The sequence below is a fragment of the Saccharopolyspora elongata genome, from assembly GCF_004348985.1.
Taxonomy (GTDB): Bacteria; Actinomycetota; Actinomycetes; order Mycobacteriales; family Pseudonocardiaceae; genus Saccharopolyspora; species Saccharopolyspora elongata.
This window is the reverse complement of the sequence record NZ_SMKW01000005.1, coordinates 110,061-131,045: the sequence shown is the minus strand read 5'-3', so window position 1 is coordinate 131,045 and position 20,985 is coordinate 110,061. Positions and strand designations below refer to the sequence as shown.

Annotated in this window: 22 protein-coding genes and 1 pseudogene; 9 read left to right on the top strand and 14 right to left on the bottom strand. The window is 70.6% G+C overall.

The features are described from left to right. Positions 1–12: 12 nt before the first annotated feature. The 3 genes from E1288_RS06220 to E1288_RS06210 form a co-directional block, all read right to left on the bottom strand. Positions 13–678: a hypothetical protein gene (locus E1288_RS06220; protein WP_132482130.1), complete on the bottom strand. Its 666-nt coding sequence runs from the start codon at positions 676–678 to the stop codon at positions 13–15. Positions 679–771: 93 nt separating this feature from the next. Continuing rightward, positions 772–1,602 carry a hypothetical protein gene (locus E1288_RS06215; RefSeq protein WP_132482128.1) on the bottom strand — a complete coding sequence of 277 codons (831 nt, stop codon included), beginning with the start codon at positions 1,600–1,602 and terminating at the stop codon, positions 772–774. Continuing rightward, positions 1,602–2,144, bottom strand: a complete 543-nt coding sequence (locus E1288_RS06210) for an RNA polymerase sigma factor (protein WP_132482125.1) — start codon at positions 2,142–2,144, stop codon at positions 1,602–1,604. Before E1288_RS06210 ends, E1288_RS06215 begins: the two co-directional genes overlap by 1 nt. Before the next feature lie 340 nt (positions 2,145–2,484). Here E1288_RS06210 and E1288_RS06205 point away from each other — a divergent pair, with 340 nt between their 5' ends. From E1288_RS06205 to E1288_RS06195, 3 genes are all read left to right on the top strand, one after another. Continuing rightward, on the top strand, positions 2,485–2,751 hold the full coding sequence (locus E1288_RS06205) for a hypothetical protein (protein WP_132482122.1): 267 nt from the start codon (positions 2,485–2,487) through the stop codon (positions 2,749–2,751). A 67-nt stretch (positions 2,752–2,818) separates the two neighbouring features. Next, positions 2,819–4,384: an ABC transporter transmembrane domain-containing protein gene (locus E1288_RS06200; protein ID WP_132482119.1), complete on the top strand. Its 1,566-nt coding sequence runs from the start codon at positions 2,819–2,821 to the stop codon at positions 4,382–4,384. Then, positions 4,381–6,129, top strand: coding sequence for an ABC transporter ATP-binding protein (locus tag E1288_RS06195; protein ID WP_132482116.1), 1,749 nt, complete (start codon positions 4,381–4,383; stop codon positions 6,127–6,129). The genes E1288_RS06200 and E1288_RS06195 overlap by 4 nt, the downstream gene beginning before the upstream one ends. 201 nt (positions 6,130–6,330) lie before the next feature. Here E1288_RS06195 and E1288_RS06190 read toward each other — a convergent pair whose 3' ends face one another. The 4 genes from E1288_RS06190 to E1288_RS06175 form a co-directional block, all read right to left on the bottom strand. Beyond that, positions 6,331–6,915, bottom strand: coding sequence for a TetR/AcrR family transcriptional regulator (locus tag E1288_RS06190; RefSeq protein WP_132482113.1), 585 nt, complete (start codon positions 6,913–6,915; stop codon positions 6,331–6,333). A gap of 128 nt (positions 6,916–7,043) precedes the next feature. Beyond that, positions 7,044–7,367, bottom strand: a complete 324-nt coding sequence (locus E1288_RS06185) for a DMT family transporter (RefSeq protein ID WP_132482110.1) — start codon at positions 7,365–7,367, stop codon at positions 7,044–7,046. A 241-nt stretch (positions 7,368–7,608) separates the two neighbouring features. Then, positions 7,609–8,256 carry a hypothetical protein gene (locus tag E1288_RS06180; RefSeq protein ID WP_132482107.1) on the bottom strand — a complete coding sequence of 216 codons (648 nt, stop codon included), beginning with the start codon at positions 8,254–8,256 and terminating at the stop codon, positions 7,609–7,611. A 14-nt stretch (positions 8,257–8,270) separates the two neighbouring features. Beyond that, positions 8,271–8,786, bottom strand: coding sequence for a SigE family RNA polymerase sigma factor (locus E1288_RS06175; protein ID WP_132482104.1), 516 nt, complete (start codon positions 8,784–8,786; stop codon positions 8,271–8,273). A gap of 162 nt (positions 8,787–8,948) precedes the next feature. Between E1288_RS06175 and E1288_RS06170 the strand changes: the two genes are divergently transcribed. Together E1288_RS06170 and E1288_RS06165 are read left to right on the top strand one after the other, a co-directional pair. Continuing rightward, positions 8,949–9,971 (top strand): threonine aldolase family protein, encoded by a 1,023-nt coding sequence (locus E1288_RS06170; RefSeq protein WP_235883376.1) that lies wholly within the window; start codon positions 8,949–8,951, stop codon positions 9,969–9,971. Positions 9,972–9,990: 19 nt separating this feature from the next. Beyond that, positions 9,991–10,590 carry an HAD family hydrolase gene (locus E1288_RS06165; protein ID WP_132482098.1) on the top strand — a complete coding sequence of 200 codons (600 nt, stop codon included), beginning with the start codon at positions 9,991–9,993 and terminating at the stop codon, positions 10,588–10,590. Between the two features lie 57 nt (positions 10,591–10,647). On the opposite strand, the gene E1288_RS46765 is transcribed toward E1288_RS06165, so the two are convergent. From E1288_RS46765 to purD, 6 genes and pseudogenes are all read right to left on the bottom strand, one after another. After that, positions 10,648–10,812, bottom strand: a complete 165-nt coding sequence (locus E1288_RS46765) for a hypothetical protein (protein WP_165968003.1) — start codon at positions 10,810–10,812, stop codon at positions 10,648–10,650. A gap of 230 nt (positions 10,813–11,042) precedes the next feature. Further along, a complete protein-coding gene (locus E1288_RS06160) occupies positions 11,043–12,212 on the bottom strand; it encodes a pyridoxal phosphate-dependent aminotransferase (protein ID WP_132482095.1) in 1,170 nt (389 codons plus the stop codon). Positions 12,213–12,260: 48 nt separating this feature from the next. Next, positions 12,261–12,443, bottom strand: coding sequence for a PspC domain-containing protein (locus E1288_RS06155; RefSeq protein WP_132482092.1), 183 nt, complete (start codon positions 12,441–12,443; stop codon positions 12,261–12,263). Positions 12,444–12,478: 35 nt separating this feature from the next. Beyond that, positions 12,479–12,652: pseudogene (locus E1288_RS06150) on the bottom strand (transglycosylase); the annotation flags it as partial. 137 nt (positions 12,653–12,789) lie between these two features. Further along, on the bottom strand, positions 12,790–13,338 hold the full coding sequence (locus tag E1288_RS06145; protein WP_132482089.1) for a hypothetical protein: 549 nt from the start codon (positions 13,336–13,338) through the stop codon (positions 12,790–12,792). Positions 13,339–13,509: 171 nt separating this feature from the next. Then, complete coding sequence (purD, locus tag E1288_RS06140; protein ID WP_132482086.1) at positions 13,510–14,772, bottom strand: phosphoribosylamine--glycine ligase; 1,263 nt, start codon at positions 14,770–14,772, stop codon at positions 13,510–13,512. A gap of 222 nt (positions 14,773–14,994) precedes the next feature. On the opposite strand from purD, the gene E1288_RS06135 reads away from it, so the two are divergent. Both E1288_RS06135 and E1288_RS06130 read left to right on the top strand, forming a co-directional pair. Next, entirely contained in the window at positions 14,995–16,104 is a 1,110-nt protein-coding gene (locus E1288_RS06135) for a glycerophosphodiester phosphodiesterase (protein WP_132482083.1), read from the top strand. Between the two features lie 164 nt (positions 16,105–16,268). Next, positions 16,269–17,882, top strand: a complete 1,614-nt coding sequence (locus E1288_RS06130; RefSeq protein WP_132482080.1) for a Na+/H+ antiporter — start codon at positions 16,269–16,271, stop codon at positions 17,880–17,882. Between the two features lie 63 nt (positions 17,883–17,945). Here E1288_RS06130 and E1288_RS06125 read toward each other — a convergent pair whose 3' ends face one another. Next, complete coding sequence (locus E1288_RS06125; protein ID WP_132482077.1) at positions 17,946–19,232, bottom strand: adenylosuccinate synthase; 1,287 nt, start codon at positions 19,230–19,232, stop codon at positions 17,946–17,948. Positions 19,233–19,335: 103 nt separating this feature from the next. Here E1288_RS06125 and E1288_RS06120 point away from each other — a divergent pair, with 103 nt between their 5' ends. After that, complete coding sequence (locus E1288_RS06120) at positions 19,336–20,037, top strand: hypothetical protein (protein ID WP_235883375.1); 702 nt, start codon at positions 19,336–19,338, stop codon at positions 20,035–20,037. 258 nt (positions 20,038–20,295) lie between these two features. Continuing rightward, on the top strand, positions 20,296–20,934 hold the full coding sequence (locus E1288_RS06115; protein ID WP_132482074.1) for an HNH endonuclease family protein: 639 nt from the start codon (positions 20,296–20,298) through the stop codon (positions 20,932–20,934). Positions 20,935–20,985 lie beyond the last annotated feature (51 nt).

Sequence of the window (20,985 nt, the reverse complement as noted above, 5' to 3'; positions counted from 1 at the left end):
GGCGGTGGGGGGTCAGTGCAGGGCGAGCTCGGGGTCGGTGGCGAGCACGTCGAGCTGCTCGTAGGGCACCGCGACCTCCGGGCGCGTCGTCGGGTCCTGCTGGTCGTCGATGATCGGGTCGTAGTTGTAGCTGCTGACCATCGTCACGCTGCCGTCGAGCATGTAGTGGTCCGCCGACGCGACCACATGGCCGTCGCTCTCGAAGCGCCGGTGCACCAGCACCGAACCGTCTTCGAGCAGCCGGCCTTCGCAGAAGGTCACCGGCGTTCCGCCCGGGTTCTCGCACGACTCCTTGGGCGACTTCTGCACCACACCCGGCGCGTTGTACTGCATGGTCACCCCGGTGCGGCCGATGGAGTCGCGGAAGACGGTCGTGCCGTGCAGGAACTGCGTGTCGCTGAGCTGCTGGGGCTTCGGCGTCACCGGGTCCACGGCGTGCGGGACGACCGTCGGGAACACCGCCTCCATCCGCTTCTGCAGGGCGGTCGCGTGCTTGTCCAGCTCCTCCGGCGGGTAGTTCGGCGGGGTCGTTCCCGCCGGGGGCCACTGGATGTCCGGGACGTCCGCGGCGCCTTCGGCGGTCGCCGAAAGCGGCAGCGCCAGCAGCGAGGTGGCGGCCAGGGTGACAGCGGCGGCCAACCGGCCGAGCCGGGAACCGCGGTGGGTCGTGGTGCGCATTCCTGCATTTCCCTTCATTTTTCGGACGAAGTCCACCCGATCGGACATTTCTGCCGAGCCGGCGATTCGAATTGGAAAGCGGTTCGCCGGACGTCAGTCCTTCAGCGCGATTTCCCGATCGGTCGCGATCAGGTCGAGGCGATCCACGTGCAGCTGCCGGTAGGCCCCCAGGCCTGCGGCCTCCGGGCCGGCGGTGTGCGACGCGGTGGCCGAGACAACGGTGCCGTCGGTCCGGAAGTGCCGGACGATGTGCGTCGTCGGCCCGTCCTCACCCACGGAGGCGAGGGCGGTCGCGCCTTCCACGAGGATCGATCCGTCATCGAGGACGCGCGTGGTGCAGCCGAGCAACACCTGCGTCGGCTCGCCGTCTCCGCACGACTGCGCGAGCTGGACCGGCGCCGTGCCCGGTCCCTGCACCACCACCGTCAGCTGCATCGGCAGCCGGACCTCTTCTCCCATCGCCACCAGCGCGTACTGGAAGCCGGCCCGCACCACGACGGTCGCGGGCGCCTCGGTACCGAGGCCCGGTCCGAGGCCGTGCGGCTGGGTGGTCGTGACGTTGAAGGCCGCGGTGTCGACCTTGGGGATGATTTCGGCCAGGTGGCCGCGGATCCGCTCGCCCTCGGCGATCAGCTGCGATTCGGGCAGGTTCATCGGCGCAATGCCCTTCGGCGGCCACTCGATCGGCTTGACCGCACTGACCTGCGGTGCCGCCGGGACGATCGGCGTCGGGCCGGTCATCATGCCCGGCACGGCGGCCGCGCCGGCCAAGACGACGAGGGTCGCCGCCACGGCGCCGATCGTGGCGCGCCGCCTGCGCTGCCGGCGCTTGCCCTCGGCGACCAGGTCGTCCGGCGAGAAGCCCAGCGGTGGCTCGTCGTCGACGGCGGCCCGCATTCCCTCGCGCAGCAGTTCTTCCTGCATCACTCGCTCCTCCTCGCGGCCGTCGAGGCCAGGTCGGGATCGGATGTGGTGATGGCCGCGCGCAGGTTCTCCAGTCCACGCGACGCCTGGCTCTTGACCGTGCCTTCGGAGCACCCGAGGGCCGCGGCGACTTCGGCGATGGACAGGTCCTCCCAATAGCGCAGGACGAGCACCGCCCGCTGCTTCGGCGGGACCTCGGACAACGCTCGCAGCAACAACTCCCGGCTCCACGAGCGCAGTCCCGCCTCGGCTGGATCGGCCGTGTCATCACCGGTTTCCGGCAGCGAGCCATCCCGCCGCTCCGCGCGCCGCCACGGCCGGCGGCTCTCGTCGAGCCACACCCGCAACAGGGTCTTGCGCGCATACGAGTCCACTGTGGACATGTTGACCCGCTTCCAAGCCCGGTAGAGCTTGAGGAGCGTGTTCTGGGTGAGGTCTTCGGCGAAGTGCCAGTCCCCGCACAGCAGGTACGCCGAGCGGCGCAGCCACAGCGCACGCGCCGCGGCGAACTCGCGGAACTCCTGTTCCCGTTCGGCCCGCATGGAATCGGTCCCCTTTCGCGCTACCGCCGTTGTCTACGGAGCCGGGCCGCGCGGGGTTGCACGAACGCGCAACCTGATTTCGATCCCCGAGGATCACCACGACCGCATCCTGGCCGCCGCCCCGATCGGTCCAGCACCGCACGTGCGACCGCTCCGCGCCGATGCACGTGCACTCGCATTCCGGCAGGTAATCCCGTTGCACGGCACGAAATTCGCGATCGATACCGGATCGGTGCATTAATTCGGCCCTAAATGACCCAACCCCCGCTGGACGGCGGCAAATCCCGACCATATCGTTGGTGCACCACCGGGTTGATGCGAACAAAGGGACTCCGAACGGATGGCCATCGACGTGTACCGCGATGAGCGGCAGGACGTGTTCTGGATCGTCGGCATGGGCCTCACCCTGAGACACGCCACCACGTTTCGCCCCGGCGCCGTGTACGCGGGGCAGTCGATACCGGCGCTGTGCGGCGCCGCGCTGAAGGTTCCGCAGCCCACGCCGAGCGGGCGCGAACCGAACTCGAAACCGGTCACCGACAAATGCCGGGAATGCTCGCGGGAAGCCGCCGAGGGCGATTTCGCGGAAACGACCTGGGACTTCTGACCGACCCGCGGACCGGCGGAAAATCGGTCGACCGGGCCCCACGGCGCGAACTACCGTCGATGTCACCATGGCTTCGCGCGGTTCGAGTGCACCCCGGTTCCTGTGGTCCCTGCTGGCGCAACGGCCGGGACTGCTGACGCTTGCGACCATTTCCGGTGCGTTGTGGATGCTGCCGACGGCGCTGATGCCGCTGGTGGTCGGCCGCGCGATCGACGAGGGGATCCGCGACGGCGTCGACGGCGCGCTGCTGGGCTGGGTGCTGGTCGTGGTGGCGCTCGGCCTCACGCAGATGGCCACCGCCGGCACGCTGAACTGGGCCTCGCACACGCTTTGGCTGCACGGCGCGGCGGGATCCCAGCGGATCGTGCTGGGCCACGTGATCGGACTCGGCGGCACGCTGACCCGCAAGGTCCGGGCGGGCGAGGTGGTCACGGTCGGCGCGACGGACATCTACCGCATCGGCGGGGTGTTCGAGGTGATCGGGCGGGCCACCGGATCGCTGGTCTCCTTCGCGGTCGCCGCCGCGGCGGTGCTGTGGATCTCGCCGGTGATGGGCGTCATCGTGCTGATCGGCGTGCCGCTGGCGACCGTGGGCATCGGGCCGCTGCTGGCCCCGCTGCGCCGCCGCGAGGAAGCGCAGCGCGAGGAGTTGTCGCAGGTCAGCGCACAGGCCGCGGACATCGTGTCCGGGCTGCGGATCCTGCGCGGCGTCGGCGGCGAGTCCCGCTTCCACGCGCGGTTCGTCGACGCCTCCCAGCGGGTCCGGGTCGCCGGGGTGGCCGCCGGGCGGATCGAGGCGCTGCTGGCCGCCGCGGAGATCCTGCTGCCCGGCCTGGTCACGGTGCTGGTCACCTGGATCGGCGCGCGGCTGGCGCTGGACGGCGACATCAGCGTCGGCGAGCTCGTCGCGTTCTACGGCGTGTCGGCGTACCTGGTCATCCCCGTCCGCACCGCCACCGAGGCCGCCTACGCGTTCGCCTCAGCGCAGGTCGCGGCAGGTCGGATGGGCTCGCTGCTGCAGTTGGAGCCCGAGCCGGCGCCGCCGGAGCACCCGAAGCCGCTGCCGCCAGGTCCGCTGGATCTGGTCGACGAGGCGAGCGGCCTGCGCATCCCGGCGGGCGAGCTGACCGTGATCGACGCCGGCGAACACGCGGAGGCCCTCGCGGAACGCCTCGCCGGTGCGGCGATCGCCGGCGGCGTGCCACTGCGCGACGTCGAGCCGGACGAGGTGCGCCGTCGAATCGTGTTGGCGCACAACCAGGACCAGCTGTTCTCCGGACCGGCCCGCACCGAGATCGACCTGGAGTCCGATGTGGACGTCGAAAGCGCGTTGCACGCGTCCGATGCGCACGACGTGATGTCGGCCCTGCCCGCCGACGGGCTGCTCGACGAGCGCGCCCGCTCGCTCTCCGGTGGTCAGCGGCAGCGCCTGCTGCTCGCCCGCGCGCTGTGCTCGGACGCCGACGTGCTGATCCTGGACGAGCCGACCTCGGCGGTCGACGCGCACACCGAGGCGAGGATCGCCGAGCGGGTCGGCGAGTTGCGCCGCGGACGCACCACCGTGGTGCTGAGTCAAAGTCCGTTGTGGATGGCCGTGGCGGATCAGGTGCGGTACGCGGGAGCCGACGCATGAGCACGAAACTGCCGCTGGCGGGCGGAGCCGCGGTGCGCCGCTGGATGTGGCGCACGCTCCTGGTGCACCGCCGCCACTTCGCCGCGATGATGCTGCTGTTCGGCCTGACGACGCTGGTCGGGCTGATCGGGCCGCAGATCCTCGGTTCCCTCGTCGACTCGGTGGTCACCGGCACCACCACCGGATACGTCGACCTGCTCGCCGCGGTGTTCCTCGTGGTGCTGGTGGTGCAGGCGCTGCTGGCTCGTTCGGCCCGGCTGCGCGCGACGATGCTCGGCGAGCACCTGCTGGCGGAATCGCGCGAGAGCATGGTCGGTCACGCGCTGCGCTTGCCGCTGGGCACCGTCGAGGCGGCCGGCACCGGCGACCTGCTCAGCCGCGCGACCACGGACGTCGACCGGCTCGACTACACGATCCGCAACGCCGCGCCCGAGATCACCACGGCGCTGATCACCATCGTGCTGACCGGCACAGCGATGATCATCACGTCGCCGCTGCTCGCCTGCGGGATGCTGATCGCGGTGCCGCTGATGGTCTTCAGCACCCGCTGGTACTTCCCGCGTTCGCTGCCGAACATCGAGCAGATCGCGGCGAACTGGTCGGATGTCCAGTCGAGCACGCACGAATCCGTCGAGGGCGCGCGGGCCATCGCGGCCCTGCGGCTGGGCGCGCGCCGCCGGGCGCGCAACGAGCAGGTGCTCGGCCGGGCCGCCGCGTCGGAGAAGCGGCACCGGTACCTGCTCACCGTGTGGCTGCCGTTCCTGGAACTGTCGTACGTGCTGCCGATCGGCGCGATCCTGCTCATCGGCGGCTGGGCGTACCAGGCGGAGCTCGTCGAGCTCGGCACGATCATCACCGTCGTGCTCTACGCGCAGGCGATGTCGAACCCGTTCGACGAGCTGTTCATGTGGCTCGAAGAGCTGCAGACCGGGCACACGGCGCTGCAACGCATCCTCGGCGTCCGCGAGATCCCGGTGGCTGACGACGACGCGTCCCGCCCCGGGGAGGAGCCGGGTCGCGACCTGGTGATCCGCGACCTGCGCTTCTCCTACCGGGAGGACCGGGAGATCCTGCACGGCGTCGACCTGACCGTCCCGGCCGGTCAGCGGCTGGTGATCGTCGGCCCGTCCGGCGCGGGCAAGTCGACGCTCGGCAGGCTGATCGCCGGCATCAGCCGGCCGGACTCCGGATCGGTCGCCTTCGGCAGCACGGAGATCACCGACCTGCCCGCCGCGCGGCTGCGCCGCGAGGTGGTGCTGCTGACCCAGGAGCACCACGTCTTCGCCTGCTCGCTGCGGGAGAACCTCGCGCTGGCCGACGGCGACCCGAACGACGACCAGCTGACCGACGCGCTCAAGGCGGTCGGGCTGCACGACTGGGTGTCGGCGCTGCCGGACGGGCTGGACACGGTCCTCGGCGCGGGCGGGCACCCGGTCCCGGCGGCCCGCGCGCAGCAGCTCGCGCTGGCCCGGGTGCTGCTGGCCGACCCGCACACGGTGGTCCTCGACGAGGCGACATCGCTGCTGGACAACGTCACGTCGCGGGAGCTCGAACGGGCGCTTTCGACGCTGCTGGCGGGGCGCACGGTGATCGCGATCGCGCACCGGCTGCACACCGCGCGCAACGCCGACCAGGTGGCCGTGATGTCCGATGGGCGCATCGTCGAGCTGGGCAGCCACGAGGAGCTGCTCGCCGCCGACGGCTCGTACGCGAGGCTGTACCGGGTGGCTCAAAGAAGGGTTTAAAAGTGGTTTCCGTAGCGGTGCGGGTAGCGGAACCTCAGGCGCCGCCTCGCTGTGGGATCCCCGACATCATGTATGCCCAATACACCACGTCGGGGCTGTCCTCTCCGAGAGCCCTTTCGGGCGGGCACAGCCTGAGAACCCGCGGCGTGCAAACTGAGTCCCACACCGCAAGCGGCTACCGCCGCTTATAGAAAGTGCATCTCAGCCGAGCTGAGAGCGCAGCATCCGGCGCGCCGCGCCGCGGGGATCCGGGTCGCTTTCGATCAGCGCGTTCACCACCGCGCCGTCCACCAGCGCGATCAGTTCGAGCAGCCGTTCGCGGCCGACCTCCATGCCGCTGCGGGCGAAGATCTCCGCGAGCAGTTCGTGCAGTTCGGCGCTGAGCTCGCGCATCAGCGGCGCCAGGTAGGGGCGGCGGGGCGAGCCGACCAGCCGCTCGTAGCGCAGCAGCACCGGCTCCGCGCCGCCGTCGCGCGATCCGGTGCCCAGCAGGAGGTCCAGCAGCAGCTCGATCACCGCGTCGGTGCCGCGCGGGCGCTCGGCGAGCTCGTCGAGCCGGGCCCGGCCGGTGGCGAGCTCCTGCCGCGACTCGTACTCGACGGCGGCGCTGACCAGGTCGTCCAGCGACGAGAAGTAGTAGGTGGTGGAGGCCAGCGGCAAGCCGGCGCGCTCGGCGACCGCACGATGCCGCACGGCTTCGAAGCCGCCCTCGGCCAGCAGCTGCGCGGCAGCCACGACCAAGGCCTGCCGCCGCCGCTCGCCCTTCGGAGTACTGGCCGCTGTCATATCTGCCGATCCTATTCGTCAGCGAGCACGGCGTGGTCACGCGAACGGTCGTGAGCGGCAATGGCCGCCTGGGCGACCACAACCGCTCACGACCACCGGCGCGATTTCGCGGGAACCCGTCCGTGGGGTCAGTGGCCGCCGCCCGCGAGGTTCAGGCCGATCACGCCGGCGACGATCAACACGATCGAGACGAGCTTCATCGCGGAGACGCCGTCGCCCAGCCAGACCATGCCCACGATCGCCGTCAGCGCGGCGCCGATGCCGGTCCACACCGCGTACGCGGGGCCCGCGGGCAGCGTCCGCATCGCGTACGCCAGGCCCGCGAAGCTGATGGCGGCCAGCACGAAGAACGACACCGTCGGGATCAGCCGGCTGAAGCCGTGCGAGAGCTTGAGCGAGATCGCCCAACCCGCCTCGAAAATTCCCGAAACCATCAGAATGATCCAGGCCATCATTGCTGGTCGCCCTTCCCTCGATCCGGCAGCCGGGCCGCTTACCCGCTGTCTGGTACTAACGTACCGATAATCTGGTACATCCGTACCGTTCTGGTGAGCGATACCACCACATACCGGACACGAGGGACGCGCGGAGAACCGTTTCCGCAGTTCAGAGCCCGTGTGTCGTTCGTGCTGCCATAGCCGCACAAAACGCGCACGGGCGCTGATCAGGCCGAACGATCGCGCTGCCGAACGATCAGAACTGGTCGGCCAGGCCGCCTGCGATCGACGCGATCCGCGCGCCGTACGGCGCCGCCGGGGAGCCGGCGTCCGGATCGCTGAGCACGACCACCAGCTTGCCGCTGCGCGCCTTGCGCACCGACTGCTCGGTGCCGTCCGGGCGCCGCACGTCGCCGGGCGTCGCCTGCTCCGGGGACACCGCGCCAACCGGGCTCACGATCACCGTGACGCTGCCCGACGAAGACCCGTCGCGCAGCATGAACGAAGCCGTCTTCGCGCCGGACGGGCACGGGTCCGGGGCGACCGGCGCCATCCCGGCGGCCTCCGGCAGCTGCTTGGTCACCGCCGCCGCGAGCTGCGCGTCCGGCCCGCACCGGCCCGAGCGGTCACCCAGGACGCCCGGCCCGTCGACGCGCGGGGAGATCGACGCGGTCTCCGGCCGGCTCGCGACGTTGCTGCTCGACGACGAGCCGAACATGCCGGTCCCCAGGCCGACGCCGCCCACCAGCACGGCGGCCGCGACCACCGTGCCGCCCAACGCCGCCATCCGGCGGCGCGCCGTGATCCGCCGCGATGCCTGCGCCACGTCGCTCTCGTCGAACGACGCCGGAGGCACGGACCGCACCGAATCGCGGAACAGCTCCTCGAGCTTGCGTTCGTCCACCTACCCGCACCTCCTCACGCCGACCGCAGGTCGCCGAGCTCATCACCCAGCGCTTCCCGCAACGCCGCCAGCCCCCGGGCGGACTGGCTCTTCACGTTGCCTTCGCTGCACTTCATGACTGCCGCCACCCCCGCGACGTCCAACCCCTCCAGGAATCGGAGCACCAACACCGCCCGCTGCTTCGGCGGCACCTTCTGCAGGCCCGCGAGCAGGGTCTGCTTGGTCGCCACCGAGTTGTCCACGTCCGGCGAGTCCACCGGCCGGTCCGGCAGCACCTCCGCGGCGCGCTCCCGCCGCCACGGCCGCCTGGACTCGTCGATCACCGCGCGGGTCAGGGTGCGACGCACGTACGCGTCCAGTGCGCCCTTGTCGCGGACTTTGCGCCAATGCCGGTGCAACGCGATGAACGCGGTCTGGGCGAGATCGTCCGCGCGGTGCCAATCACCGCACATCATGTACGCCATTCGACGCACCGCCTCCCGCCGAGCCGCGAAGTACTCCGCGAACTCCTGCTCTTCGCGCTGGTCCACGCGGAACTCTCCGCTCGTTGTGCCTGCACCTGTACGGACGGAATCGCCGGCCGCGGCCGTTGCACGGCCCCGGCGATCCACCTGTGATTGATACCGCAGCCGCCGCAGCGATGTCAGCAGGGTTGCTCCCCGAACCCGGTGCCGATGTGGTGTGATCTGTTCGTGACCAACACGGCGCCGATCGACCTCCGTTCCGACACGGTCACGCGTCCCGACGAGCAGATGTCCGCGGCCATGGCCGCGGCCGAAGTCGGCGACGACGTGCTCGACCACGACCCGACGATGCGCGCGCTGGAAGAACGCGTCGCGCAGCTGCTCGGCACCGCTGCCGCCCTGTGGGTGCCCAGCGGCACGATGGGCAACCTGATCGCCCTGATGCTGCACCTGAAACGCGGGGACCGGTTCCTCGCGCCGCGCGGCGCCCACGTGCTGAACCACGAGCTCGGCTCCGCGGCCTGGCTGGCCGGCGGCATGCCGGAGCCGCTGGACTGGAGCGCCGGACCGGGACGCCCGACGGCCGAGGCGGTGCGGGCCCAGCTGGGCGGCGCAGCGGCCTACGACATGCTGCACACCACGCTGTTGTGCCTGGAGAACACGCACAACGGCGCGGGCGGCGCGGTCGTCCCGCCGGATGAGCACGTCATGCTCGCGGCGGCCGCGCGCGAAGGCGGACTGAAAGTCCACCTCGACGGCGCCCGGCTCTGGAACGCCTCGGTCGCGCTCGGCGTCCCGCCGGCCGCGCTGACCGTCGGCGTCGACACCGTGCAGGCCTGCCTGAGCAAGGGGCTCGGCGCGCCGGTCGGCTCCGTCGTCGCGGGCAGCGAGGAATTCATCGGCGAGGCCCGCCGGGTGCGCAAGATGCTCGGCGGCGGCGTCCGGCAGGGCGGCGTGCTCGCCGCGGCCGGGCTCGTCGCGCTGGACCGGCTCGACGCGCTCGCCGAGGACCACGACAACGCCCGCGCGCTCGCCGATGGACTCACCGAGCTCGGCTGGGACGTCACCCCACCGCAGACCAACATCGTTCTCGCGGCGGTTCCGGACGTGCAGCTGACCCTGCGACGCTTGCAGGCGATCGGGGTGCGGGCGGTGCCGATGAGCGGGCAGGTCCGGTTCGTGACGCACCGCGACGTGTCCAAGACCGACATCGAGGAAGCGCTCCGCAGGATCGGCGGAGCCCGGCTGTAGGACTCCCGTTGGAGGGCTCGTGGTGCGTTGGATCGTGTTCGACTACGGCGAGGTGATCAGCCGGCGCACGGCTGCGCTGCCCGACATCGCGGCGCTGCTCGGGGTCGAGGCGCCGGAGTTCGAGCGGGCCTACTTCGCTGAGCGCATCGCCTACGACCGGGGTCTGTCCGATGTGGAGTACTGGCGGGCGGTCGCGGCGCGGCTGGGCAAGGAAGTCGACGCCGAGCTGTCCGTGCAGCTGACCCGCGCCGACGCCGGCGGCTGGCTGGAGACCTCACCGGAAACCCTGCAGCTGCTGGAAGACCTGCACCGGCAGGACGTCACGATGGCGGTGCTGTCCAACGCGCCGTCGTCGTTCGGGCGCGCGGCGGAGCAGGAGAGCTGGGCGAGGCTGTTCAAGCACCTGATCTTCTCGGGTGACCTGCGCCTGGTGAAGCCGGACGCGGCGATCTACCGGGTGCTGCTCGAAACGCTCGACGCGCCGGCCGCGGAGTGCCTGTTCTTCGACGACCGGCAGGAGAACGTCGACGGCGCCCGCGAAGCGGGCCTCCACGCGGAGCGCTGGCAGGGCGCGGACGCGGCCCGCGCAACCCTCCGGGCCCACGGCATCCTGCCCTGAACGCGCGAAGGGCGCCTTCGTCCAGATCGAAGGCGCTCTCGCTCCCCACCGAGTGGTTCAGGATTTGATCTGCTTGCGGTCCCGGGCCCAGCCGATCGCGGCGGTGGCGACGAACAGCACGCCGCCGATGACGGCGAGCCAGAACAGCCCCTTGATGACGAAGCCCGCCACCGAGATCACCAGCCACAGCAGCAGCAGTCCGCCGATCACTTTCCACACCATCGCACGCACCTCAGCTCGACCACGCTGTTCCCCGTCCTGACTCCAGCCTGCCAGATCATCGGCCCGAATCGGCCTGCCGAAGCCGATACCGGGGAAAACTCAGGGGTTCCCGGAGGCCGCCGGACCCTCCGCCCGGTCACGACGCCGCAATTTCCATTGAAATTGGACCTTCAATTTCAATGGAAATTGCGGCCCTCCTGACCAGGGTGGTCGGCCCGGACGGGTGGTGGTCAGCGGGGGAGCCAGCGGGCCAGGCGGTCCAGGGCTTCGGCGATGTCCTCGGTGCTGCCCGCGAAGGACAGCCGCACGAAGCGGTTGCCGAGCACCGGGTCGAAGTCGACGCCCGGCACCACCGCCACCCCGGTCTCGTCCAGCAGCCGCCGGCAGAACGCCGTCGCGTCGTCGGTGAGGTGCCCGATGTCCGCCCAGGCGTAGAACGCGCCGTCGGCCGGGGCGACCCGGGTGATGCCGAGCTCGCCGAGGCCGCTCAGCAGCAGCTCGCGGTTCGTGCGGTAGCGCTCGACGTGCGCGTCGACCTCGGCGTAGGCGTCCGGGGAGAACGCCGCGACCGCGCCGTGCTGGGACAGCGCGGGCGGACAGAGCGTGAAGTTCCCGGTCAGCGAGTCGACCGCGCGGCGCAGCCGCGGCGGCACCAGCATCCAGCCCAGCCGCCAGCCGGTCATCGACCAGAACTTGGAGAACGAGTTCACGACGATCGCCTCGCGGGAGAACTCCCAGGCCGAGTGCAGCGGATCCCCGTAGCTGAGGCCGTGGTAGATCTCGTCGCTGATCAGCTGCACGCCGTTGGTCCCGCACCACCGAGCCAGCCCGGCCAGCTCGTCGCGGGAGAGCACCGTACCGGTCGGGTTCGCCGGACTCGCCACGATCAGCCCGTGGATCGGCTCGTCGAGCGCCTCCAGCATCTCCACGGTCGGCTGGAAGCGGGTCGTCTCGTCGCACGGCAGCTCGACGACCTCGCAGCCCAGCGCCGCCAGGATGTTCCGGTAGGCCGGGTAGCCGGGTCGGGCCAGCGCGACGCGGTCCCCGGCGTCGAATGCGCTGAGGAACGCGAGCAGGAAGGCACCGGAGGCGCCGGTGGTCACCACGACGTCGTCGGCCTGCACCGCGAGCCCGTAGGCGCGGTCGTAGTGCCCAGCGATCGATTCGCGCAGCTCGGGCAGGCCGAGCTGCTCGGTGTAGCCGAGCGCGTGGTGCTGCACGGCCTGCGCAGCGGCGTCGCGCACGGCCTTCGGCGCGGGCGTGGCGGGCTGGCCAGCGGCCAGCGAGACCACGTCGCCCTTCGTCCGCTGCCGCGCGGCGGCCGCCGACAGGACCTCCATGACTTGGAACGGAGCGACGTCGGCGCGCTGTGCGACGCCCAGAACCGCAGGATCGAGCATGCGCTCAGCGTGCCAGGCGCGGGAGCGACTCGGACACCCAGGCCCCGGTCACTCGGTCTTGGTGAACGTCCACAGCAGGAAGTAGGCGATCAGACCGGCACCGCCCGCACCGGAAGCCAGCACGAAGAGCAGCCGCACCAGAAGCCTCGGCAGCCCCAGCCGGTCCGCGATGCCCGCGCACACCCCGGCGATCCACGATCCGCGCTTGGGACGGGTGAAGCGTTCAGCCATGCCCACCACGCTAGGGGGACGCCCCGAGAACTCGATCAGTAGCCCTGGTAGCCACCGCCGTCGGCCATGGACTTCAGGCCCGGGTCCCCCTCGAAGCCGCCGTAGCGGTCGAAGGTGTAGCGGACACCCGCGATGATGTTGTCCACCGGGTTGTAGATGTCGTCGTGACCGGGCAGCTTGTGCGCCTGGAACGTCGGGTCGATGCACTGCCCCCCTGGGCGTGCTCCTTCATGGCCTTGGTGATGGCGTCGTCGCGCTGTGCGACGCCCGGAACCGCGAGATCGAGCATGCGCTCAGCGTGCCAGGCCAATGTCCGACGTAGACCTGATAGCCCTGGTCAGCGTGGCTAGTGAGGATCAACGCATTCTGCCTGGACGAGTTCATAACGATCGTGGGACAGCACGATCAGGCTCTTCGGCCCCGGTTCCTCTGGCCCCCTGGGGTCTCTGATAATGCCTTCCAACTCTGCCGGAATTGCCTCCGGACTACCGTCGTAGAACGACACGATCTGGTCGTTGTCGACGTCCAACGGCGCTTGCGCAACAGTTCCCTGGCTGTAGAACCGATAACGCAGCGAAAGCCTGGTGCATTCGGATTCGATTTGCTGCGCGTTGGTGAACTTCGACGCCATCGGTACATCTGGAATCGCATACTCGGTCACCGTGACGTCTGAGAATCCGTCTGCACCCGTACCCGGCACCGGTGGCCAAGAGCAGGAACCGAACTTTTTCTCGACGACACCAGGCGCGACCTCTCGACCACGGACGTACGGCGCAGCGTACTTATGCTGGCATTCCTGGACATGCTCGGCCGGGCTACTCGGTTCCACCAACTGAGCGACCGCCACCGCAGCACTGATGACCGCAACCAGCAAACCGGCCAACCCGATCACCACGTTGGAACGGTCGCGTTTCGCCTTTTCAACTCGGGCGGCACGACTCCATCCGGCGACCTTAGGCCGACGTCTTCCCCCCCGGTTCTCTTGCACAACCAGAAGTTTCGCAACGCAGCGAGCGTAGCGGGACCGCCATCCGGACTCGCGCCAGTAGCCCTGTCGGCTAATGGCTTACGCGTCGGGGATGGCGATCTCGCCCTCGACCGCGCGGAGCGCGATGTCGGTGCGGTAGTGCGAGCCGGGCAGGTGCACGCCGGCGACCCGGCGGTACGCCGCCTCGCGGGCCGACGCCAGATCCTCACCGGTGGCCACGACCGACAGCACGCGGCCGCCGGCGGACAGCACCGCGCCGTCCTCGCGGCGCCGGGTACCGGAGTGCAGGATGCCCTGCGCGTCGCCGCCCTGGATCACGTCGTCGACGCGCGGCCGCCCGGGATAGCCCTCGGCGGCGATCACGACGGTCACCGCGGCGCCGGGCTCCCACTCCAGCGGCGGCTGCTCGGCGAGCTCACCGCGCGCGACGGCGTTGAACAACGACGCCAGCGGGGTGTGCAGCAGCGACAGCACGGCCTGGGTCTCGGGGTCGCCGAAGCGGCAGTTGAACTCGATCACCTGCGGGCCGCTGGAGGTCAGCGCCAGCCCCGCGTACAGCAGTCCGGAGAACGGCGTGCCGCGGCTCGCCAGCTCGTCGACCGTGGGCTGCACGATGGTGCGCACCACGTTCTCCACCAGGTCGTCCGGCGCCCACGGCAGCGGCGTGTAGGCGCCCATGCCGCCGGTGTTCGGGCCCGCGTCGCCGTCGCCGACGCGCTTGAAGTCCTGCGCGGGCAGCAGCGGAACCACCGTCGTGCCGTCGACCAGGCAGAACAGCGAGGCCTCGGGGCCGTCCAGGAACGACTCCAGCAGCACCGGGTGTCCGCCGTCGAGCAGCTTGAGCGCGTGCGCGCGCGCCGCGTCGAAGTCGCCGGTCACCAGCACGCCCTTGCCGGCGGCCAGGCCGTCGTCCTTGACCACCCAGGTGGGGCCGAAGTGGGCCAGCGCGGCGTCCAGCTTCGCCGGGTTGTCGACCACTTCGCTGTGCGCGGTCGGCACCCCGGCCGCGAGCATGACGTCCTTGGCGAACGCCTTCGAACCTTCGATGCGCGCGGCCGCCTTCGACGGGCCGAAGCAGGCGATGCCCGCCGCCCGGACGGCGTCGGACGCGCCCGCGACCAGCGGCGTCTCGGGGCCGAACACGACGAGGTCGGCCTTCCACCTGGTGGCCAGCTCGGCCACTTCGGCCGGCTTCGCGACGTCGACGCCGTAGGTCTCGGCGAGCGCAGCGGTGCCGGCGTTGCCCGGCGCGCAGGCCAGCGCGGTCACGGACGGGTCGCGGGACAGCGCCAGCACGATCGCGTGTTCCCGGCCACCGCCACCGATCACGAGGATTCGCACAAGCCGTGAGCGTAGAGCGTGCGGCACGCCACGTTGGCGGTGCCCCCGCCGTTTTTGGCGCGAATGCCTCGCCGGGGGTAGCTCATCCGGTCGATCCCGGTAGTTCACCCGGCCGTTGTCGCGGGGTTGCCCGGTCTTGCGCGAATGGTCGATTGCGGCGGTCAGTGTTTTGCCCGAATGTGCAGCGTTGATCGACATGCTGCGCGAGACACAGGAGGGCACATGACCATCCGGGTACGCCTGACGGCGCTGTCCGTCGCGGGCGCAGCGGCGCTCGGGCTGATCACCGCGCCCGCCATCGCCGCACCGAGCCGGCCGCAGGACACCGACCAGGTGGCGGTCTTCGGGCACCGCGGCGCCTCCGGGTACCGGCCGGAGCACACGCTGGCCTCCTACGAGCTGGCCGCCCGGATGGGCGCCGACTACATCGAGCCCGACCTGGTGTCCACAAAGGACGGCGTGCTGGTCGCGCGGCACGAGAACGAGATCGGCGGCACCACCGACGTCGCCGAGCACCCCGAGTTCGCCGGCCGCAAGACCACCAAGGTCATCGACGGCAGCTCGGTGACCGGCTGGTTCACCGAGGACTTCACCCTCGCGGAGCTCAAGACGCTGCGCGCCAAGGAGCGCATCCCGGACGTCCGGCCGAACAACACGATCTACGACGGCCGCTACGAGGTGCCGACGTTCCAGGAGGTCCTGGACCTGCGCGCCCGGCTGTCCCGGGAGCTCCGCCGCGACATCGGCGTCGCCCCGGAGACCAAGCACCCCAGCTACTTCGCCAAGCTCGGCCTGGCGCTGGAGCCCGGCGTCGTCGAGGCGCTGACCCGCAACGGCCTGAACCGGCCGGACGCCAAGGTCGCCGTGCAGTCCTTCGAGGTGGCCAACCTCAAGGAGCTCGACCGGTCGCTGCGGGTGCAGCTCGTACAGCTGATCAGCAACTCCGGCGCGCCGCAGGACTTCGTCGAGGCCGGCGACCCGCGCACCTACGCCGACCTGGTCAAGCCGGCGGGCCTGCGGGAGATCGCGGCCTACGCCGACGTGATCGGCCCGGACACCAAGGTGATCCTGCCGGTGAACGCCGACGGCTTCCTCACCGCGCCGACCACCGTCGTCGCCGACGCCCACGCGGCCGGCCTCGAGGTGGTGCCCTACACGGTCCGGGCGGAGAACAAGTTCCTGCCCGCGGACTTCCGCTCCTCGGCCGACCCGGCCGCCTTCGGCGACGTCTTCGGCTTCTTCCGGGCGCTGTTCGAGCAGGACATCGACGGCATCTTCAGCGACCACCCGGACATCGCGGTCACCGCCCGCGACGAGTTCGCCGACCGCTGACGGCCGCCCCGAACGCCTTCGGGGACCGCAGTTTCAATTGAAACTGCGGTCCCCCTGGTTTCGGGGCCGGTTTCAATTGAAACTGCAGTCGACACCGCCACGAGCCGCCGGCCGCGCCGGGCCATCCGGACGCCTAACCTGTCCATGATGGACGGGGGTGCCCGGTGGCCCAACTGCTGCTCGTGCTGATCGGCGCGCTGCTGGTCACCGCGGTCGCGCGCAGCCGCGAGATCGCCGCCCCGCTGCTGCTGGTCCTGGTCGGCCTGGTCGTCTCGCTGATCCCCGGCACCGCGCGGCTGGAGATCGATCCGGAGCTGCTGCTGACCGTGGTGCTCCCGCCGCTGCTGTACGCCGCCGCGCTGGAGAGTTCCTACACGAACTTCCGGGCCCGGATCGCGCCGATCGTGCACCACGGCGTGCTGCAGGTCGTCGCCACGTCGTTCCTGGTCGGCTGGCTGGCCTTCACGCTGATCCCGGAACTGCCGCTGAAATCGGCGATCGTGCTCGGCGCGGTCATCGCGCCGCCGGACGCGGTCACCGCCGCCGCGATCGGCCGCCAGCTGAAGCTGCCGCGCGGCATGATGACGGTCCTCGGCGGCGAAAGCCTGATCAACGACGCGGCGGCGCTGACCATCTACCGGATGGCGATCGCCGCGGTCGTCGGCACCACGCCGACCCTGGCGCAGGGCGCGCTGGTGTTCGTGCTGGCCGTGGTGGCCGGCGTCGGCCTCGGGCTGGTGTTCGGGATGCTCGCGCAGGTCGCCCGGACCCGCGTGCCGGACGTGCAGGTGGCGACCGTGCTGGGCGTGCTCGTGCCGTTCATCGCCTACCTCACCGCCGAGCAGCTGTACGGCTCCGGCGTGCTCGCGGTGGTCACCGCCGGGCTGTACGTCGGCCACAACCAGCCGCGGGCGCGGGCCGCCGGACGCCTGCAGGAGCACACCGTCTGGGCGTCGATCAACCTGCTGCTGGAAAGCCTGGTGTTCGCCTACATCGGGCTGCAGCTGCAGACCGTCATCACCACCATCGTCACCTCCGGCCGCAACCTCGGCCTGGTGCTCGCGTCCGCGCTGATCATCCTGGCCACGACGATCGTGGTGCGGATCCTGTGGATGTTCGGCTCCAACTACCTGCCGGGCCTCGCGCACCTGCTGGCCACCAGCACCAAGCACGGCGTCCGGTGGCGGCGCACCGCCGTGCTGTCGTGGGCCGGGATGCGCGGCGTGGTCACGCTCGCGGCCGCGGGCGCGATCCCGCACACCACCGGCACCGGCGAACCGTTCCCGGCGCGCGAGCTGATCCAGTTCATCGCGTTCGTGATCGCGGTCGGCACCATCCTGCTGCAGGGCACCACGCTGCCGTGGCTGATCCGGAAGCTCGGCATCGCCGACCCGGAGGAGGCCGCGCGCGACGACCAGGCGGAGGCGGAGGCGCGGGTGACCGCGACCAACGCCGCCCTGCGCTACCTGGACGGGCTCACGCCCGAGGACCTGCACACCAGCCCTGAGCACTTCGACCGGATGATCGGCCGGATGAAGGCCCTGGTGGAGCACCAGGGGATGGCCGCGGCGGAGCAGGTCGGGCGCACGCCCGACGAACGGGCGGACACTGCGAGCAAGGCGTTCTCCGACCTGCGCCGCGAACTGATCGAGGTGCAGCGTTCGGCGATGGCCGACGAGCGGGACGCGGGCAACGTCGACGACGAGGTGCTGCGCCGCGTCCTGCGCGAACTGGACCTCCAGGAAGCCGCCATCGACAGCTCCTGGCGCAACCGCTGACCCGGGTTCCCGCAATTTCAATGGAAATCGAAGGTCCGATTTCCATTGAAATTGCGGTTCAACTCACGCCATCGTGTGGCGGACGATGGTCTGGTCCCGGCCGGGGCCGACGCCGACCGCCGAGATCCGTGCCCCCGCGAGCTCCTCGATCCGCGCGATGTAGGCCTGCGCGTTCGCCGGCAGGTCCTCGAAGCTGCGCGCCCCGCTGATGTCCTCCCACCAGCCCGGCATCTCCTCGTACACCGGCACCGCGTGGTGCACGCCGGTCTGCGTCATCGGCATTTCCTCGACCCGCTCGCCGTCCACGTCGTAGGCGACGCAGATCGGGATCGTCTCCAGCCCGGACAGCACGTCCAGCTTGGTGAGGAAGTAGTCGGTGATCCCGTTGACCCGGGTCGCGTAGCGCGCGATCACCGCGTCGAACCAGCCGGTGCGCCGCGAGCGGCCGGTGGTCACGCCGAACTCGCCGCCCTGCTTGCGCAGGTTCTCGCCGGCCTCGTCGGTCAGCTCGGTCGGGAACGGGCCGGCGCCGACGCGGGTGGTGTAGGCCTTCAGGATGCCGATCACCGCGTTGATCTTCGTCGGGCCGATGCCGGAACCGGCGCAGGCGCCGCCCGCGGTCGGGTTCGACGAGGTGACGAACGGGTAGGTGCCGTGGTCGACGTCCAGCAGGGTGCCCTGCGAGCCCTCCAGCAGCACCGTCTCGTCGCGGTCCAGCGCCTTGTTGATCAGCAGCTTGGTGTCGGCGATCCGGCTCGCGAACTGCTCGCCCTGGGACATCACGGTGTCCACGACCTCGTCGACGTCCAGGGCGCGGCGGTTGTAGACCTTGACCAGGATCTGGTTCTTGATGTCCAGCGCGGCCTCGACCTTCTGCCGCAGGATCTTCTCGTCCAGCAGGTCCTGCACCCGCACGCCTACCCGGGCGATCTTGTCCTGGTAGCAGGGCCCGATGCCGCGACCAGTGGTGCCGATCTGCTTCTTCCCCAGGTACCGCTCGGTGACCCGGTCGATGGCCACGTGGTACGGCATGATCAGGTGCGCGTCGGCGGAGACCAGCAGCCGCGAGGTGTCGACGCCGCGGCCCTCCAGCCCGGCCAGCTCCTCCAGCAGGACGCCCGGGTCGACGACGACGCCGTTGCCGATCACGTTGGTCACGCCGGGGGTGAGGATCCCCGACGGGATGAGGTGCAGGGCGAAGTCCTGCCCGTCCGGCAGCACCACGGTGTGACCCGCGTTGTTGCCGCCCTGGTAGCGGACGACCCACTGCGCCTGCTCGCCGAGCAGGTCGGTCGCCTTACCCTTGCCTTCGTCGCCCCATTGGGCGCCGATCAGCACGATCGCCGGCATGTGAAACTCCAACCTGGACTGGGTGGTCGCCAGCGTGACCGCACGCTTCGCCCGCTCCCACCACGGGGTATGCCGGTCGATCAGGGTAAACCAGGAGCGAAACGTGAGTACCACCGCATTGTCCTGCGGAAACGTCGAGCGCGCAGCGCGCCCGTCCGGTGACGGTGTGCAATGGTTCGACGTCCCGGCGGCACCGGCCCGCGCCGACCTGGACCCGCTGCTCGCCGACGCCCGGGAACGGCTGGTGGTGCACGGCACCGACATCGACTTCGCGTCGGTGGTGCTGCGCCTGCTCCGCAAGAACCGGCTGGCCGACCTGGTCGTCGGCTACGTCCCGGTCGCCGACTCGCCGGCCGCCCGGCTGTGGGGGCTCCGCCCCGGCGACTTCGACCGCGCGCTGACCGCCGCGCCGCGACCGGCGGCGCTGATCCGGGACGACTCGGGTGGCGTGCTGCTCGGCGAGGGCTCGATCGAGCCGATCACCGGGCAGGTGTACTGCGACGACGAGCAAGTGCTCAACGGCGCCGCGACCAGCATCACGATCTCGCCGGACCCGGAGGCCGCGCCGCTGCCGGAGCCGACCTCCGATCCGATGAACGCCATGCTCGACCCGGCCGCCGACGGGATCCTGGTCACCACCGTCCGCCGTGGCCTCCTGCGCAGCCGGCGCACCGTCGCGCGGGGGCGCGCGGTGCAGGCGTCGTTCCGGTCGGCGACTGTGCACCACGACGGCATCACCCACCCGCGCCCGATGGAGAAGTGGGTCTGGTACCGGCACACCGAGGACCTGCGACTGGCCCGCTGACCGCCGGGGCAGATTCCAATTTTGCCTAAAATCGGAATCCGTCATTTCCGACAAAAGAGATTCCCGATTCCGCCTGGAAACGGGCGTCCTCGACCCGCCGCGGGCCCTCCGGTCGGTGCGAAATTCACCAGTAAGTGGCACGATCGGTGGCGATTTCACGCCAAGTCACCCGTTCGCCACTCTCCGGCATTGTCCCGGCCAACTGCGTGGGCAATGGTCAGCACGGACATCGGCGAGACGCCCATGCGGAGGGAAGCCATGACAGGCCACCGATCGTTGCGCGCCACCCTGACCGCCCTACCCCTGGCTGGAATCCTCGGCCTCGCGCTGGCCGTGCCCGCCGGCGCCGAGCCGCCCGGCATCCCGGACCCCGCGACGGCGAAGTCCGAGCTCACGAAGCTGACCGTCGCCCCCGAAGGCTCGATGGACGGCTACAGCCGGGAGAAGTTCCCGCACTGGATCGAGGGCCCGGACAGCTGCAACACCCGCGAGGCGGTGCTCAAGCGCGACGGCAAGGACGTCGAGACCGGCTCGGACTGCTACCCGACCTCCGGCAGCTGGCTCAGCCCGTACGACGGCGAGACCTGGACCCAGCCGTCCGATTTGGACATCGACCACATCGTGCCGCTGGCCGCCGCGTGGCGCTCCGGCGCGGCGGAGTGGACCCAGGACCAGCGCCAGGCGTTCGCCAACGACCTGGAGGGCCCGCAGCTGATCGCGGTCACCGACAACGTCAACCAGGCGAAGGGCGACCAGACGCCGGACGAGTGGCTGCCGCCGCTGGCCGGCTACCACTGCACGTACGCGTCGATGTGGGTCGGCACCAAGCACAAGTACGGCCTGACCGTCACCGACGCGGAGAAGTCGGCGCTGCAGAAGGCCCTCGACGGCTGCTGATCCGGCCGCGGTGCCCCGTGCGGGAGCGGGGCACCGCCGGTTTCGCGCGAA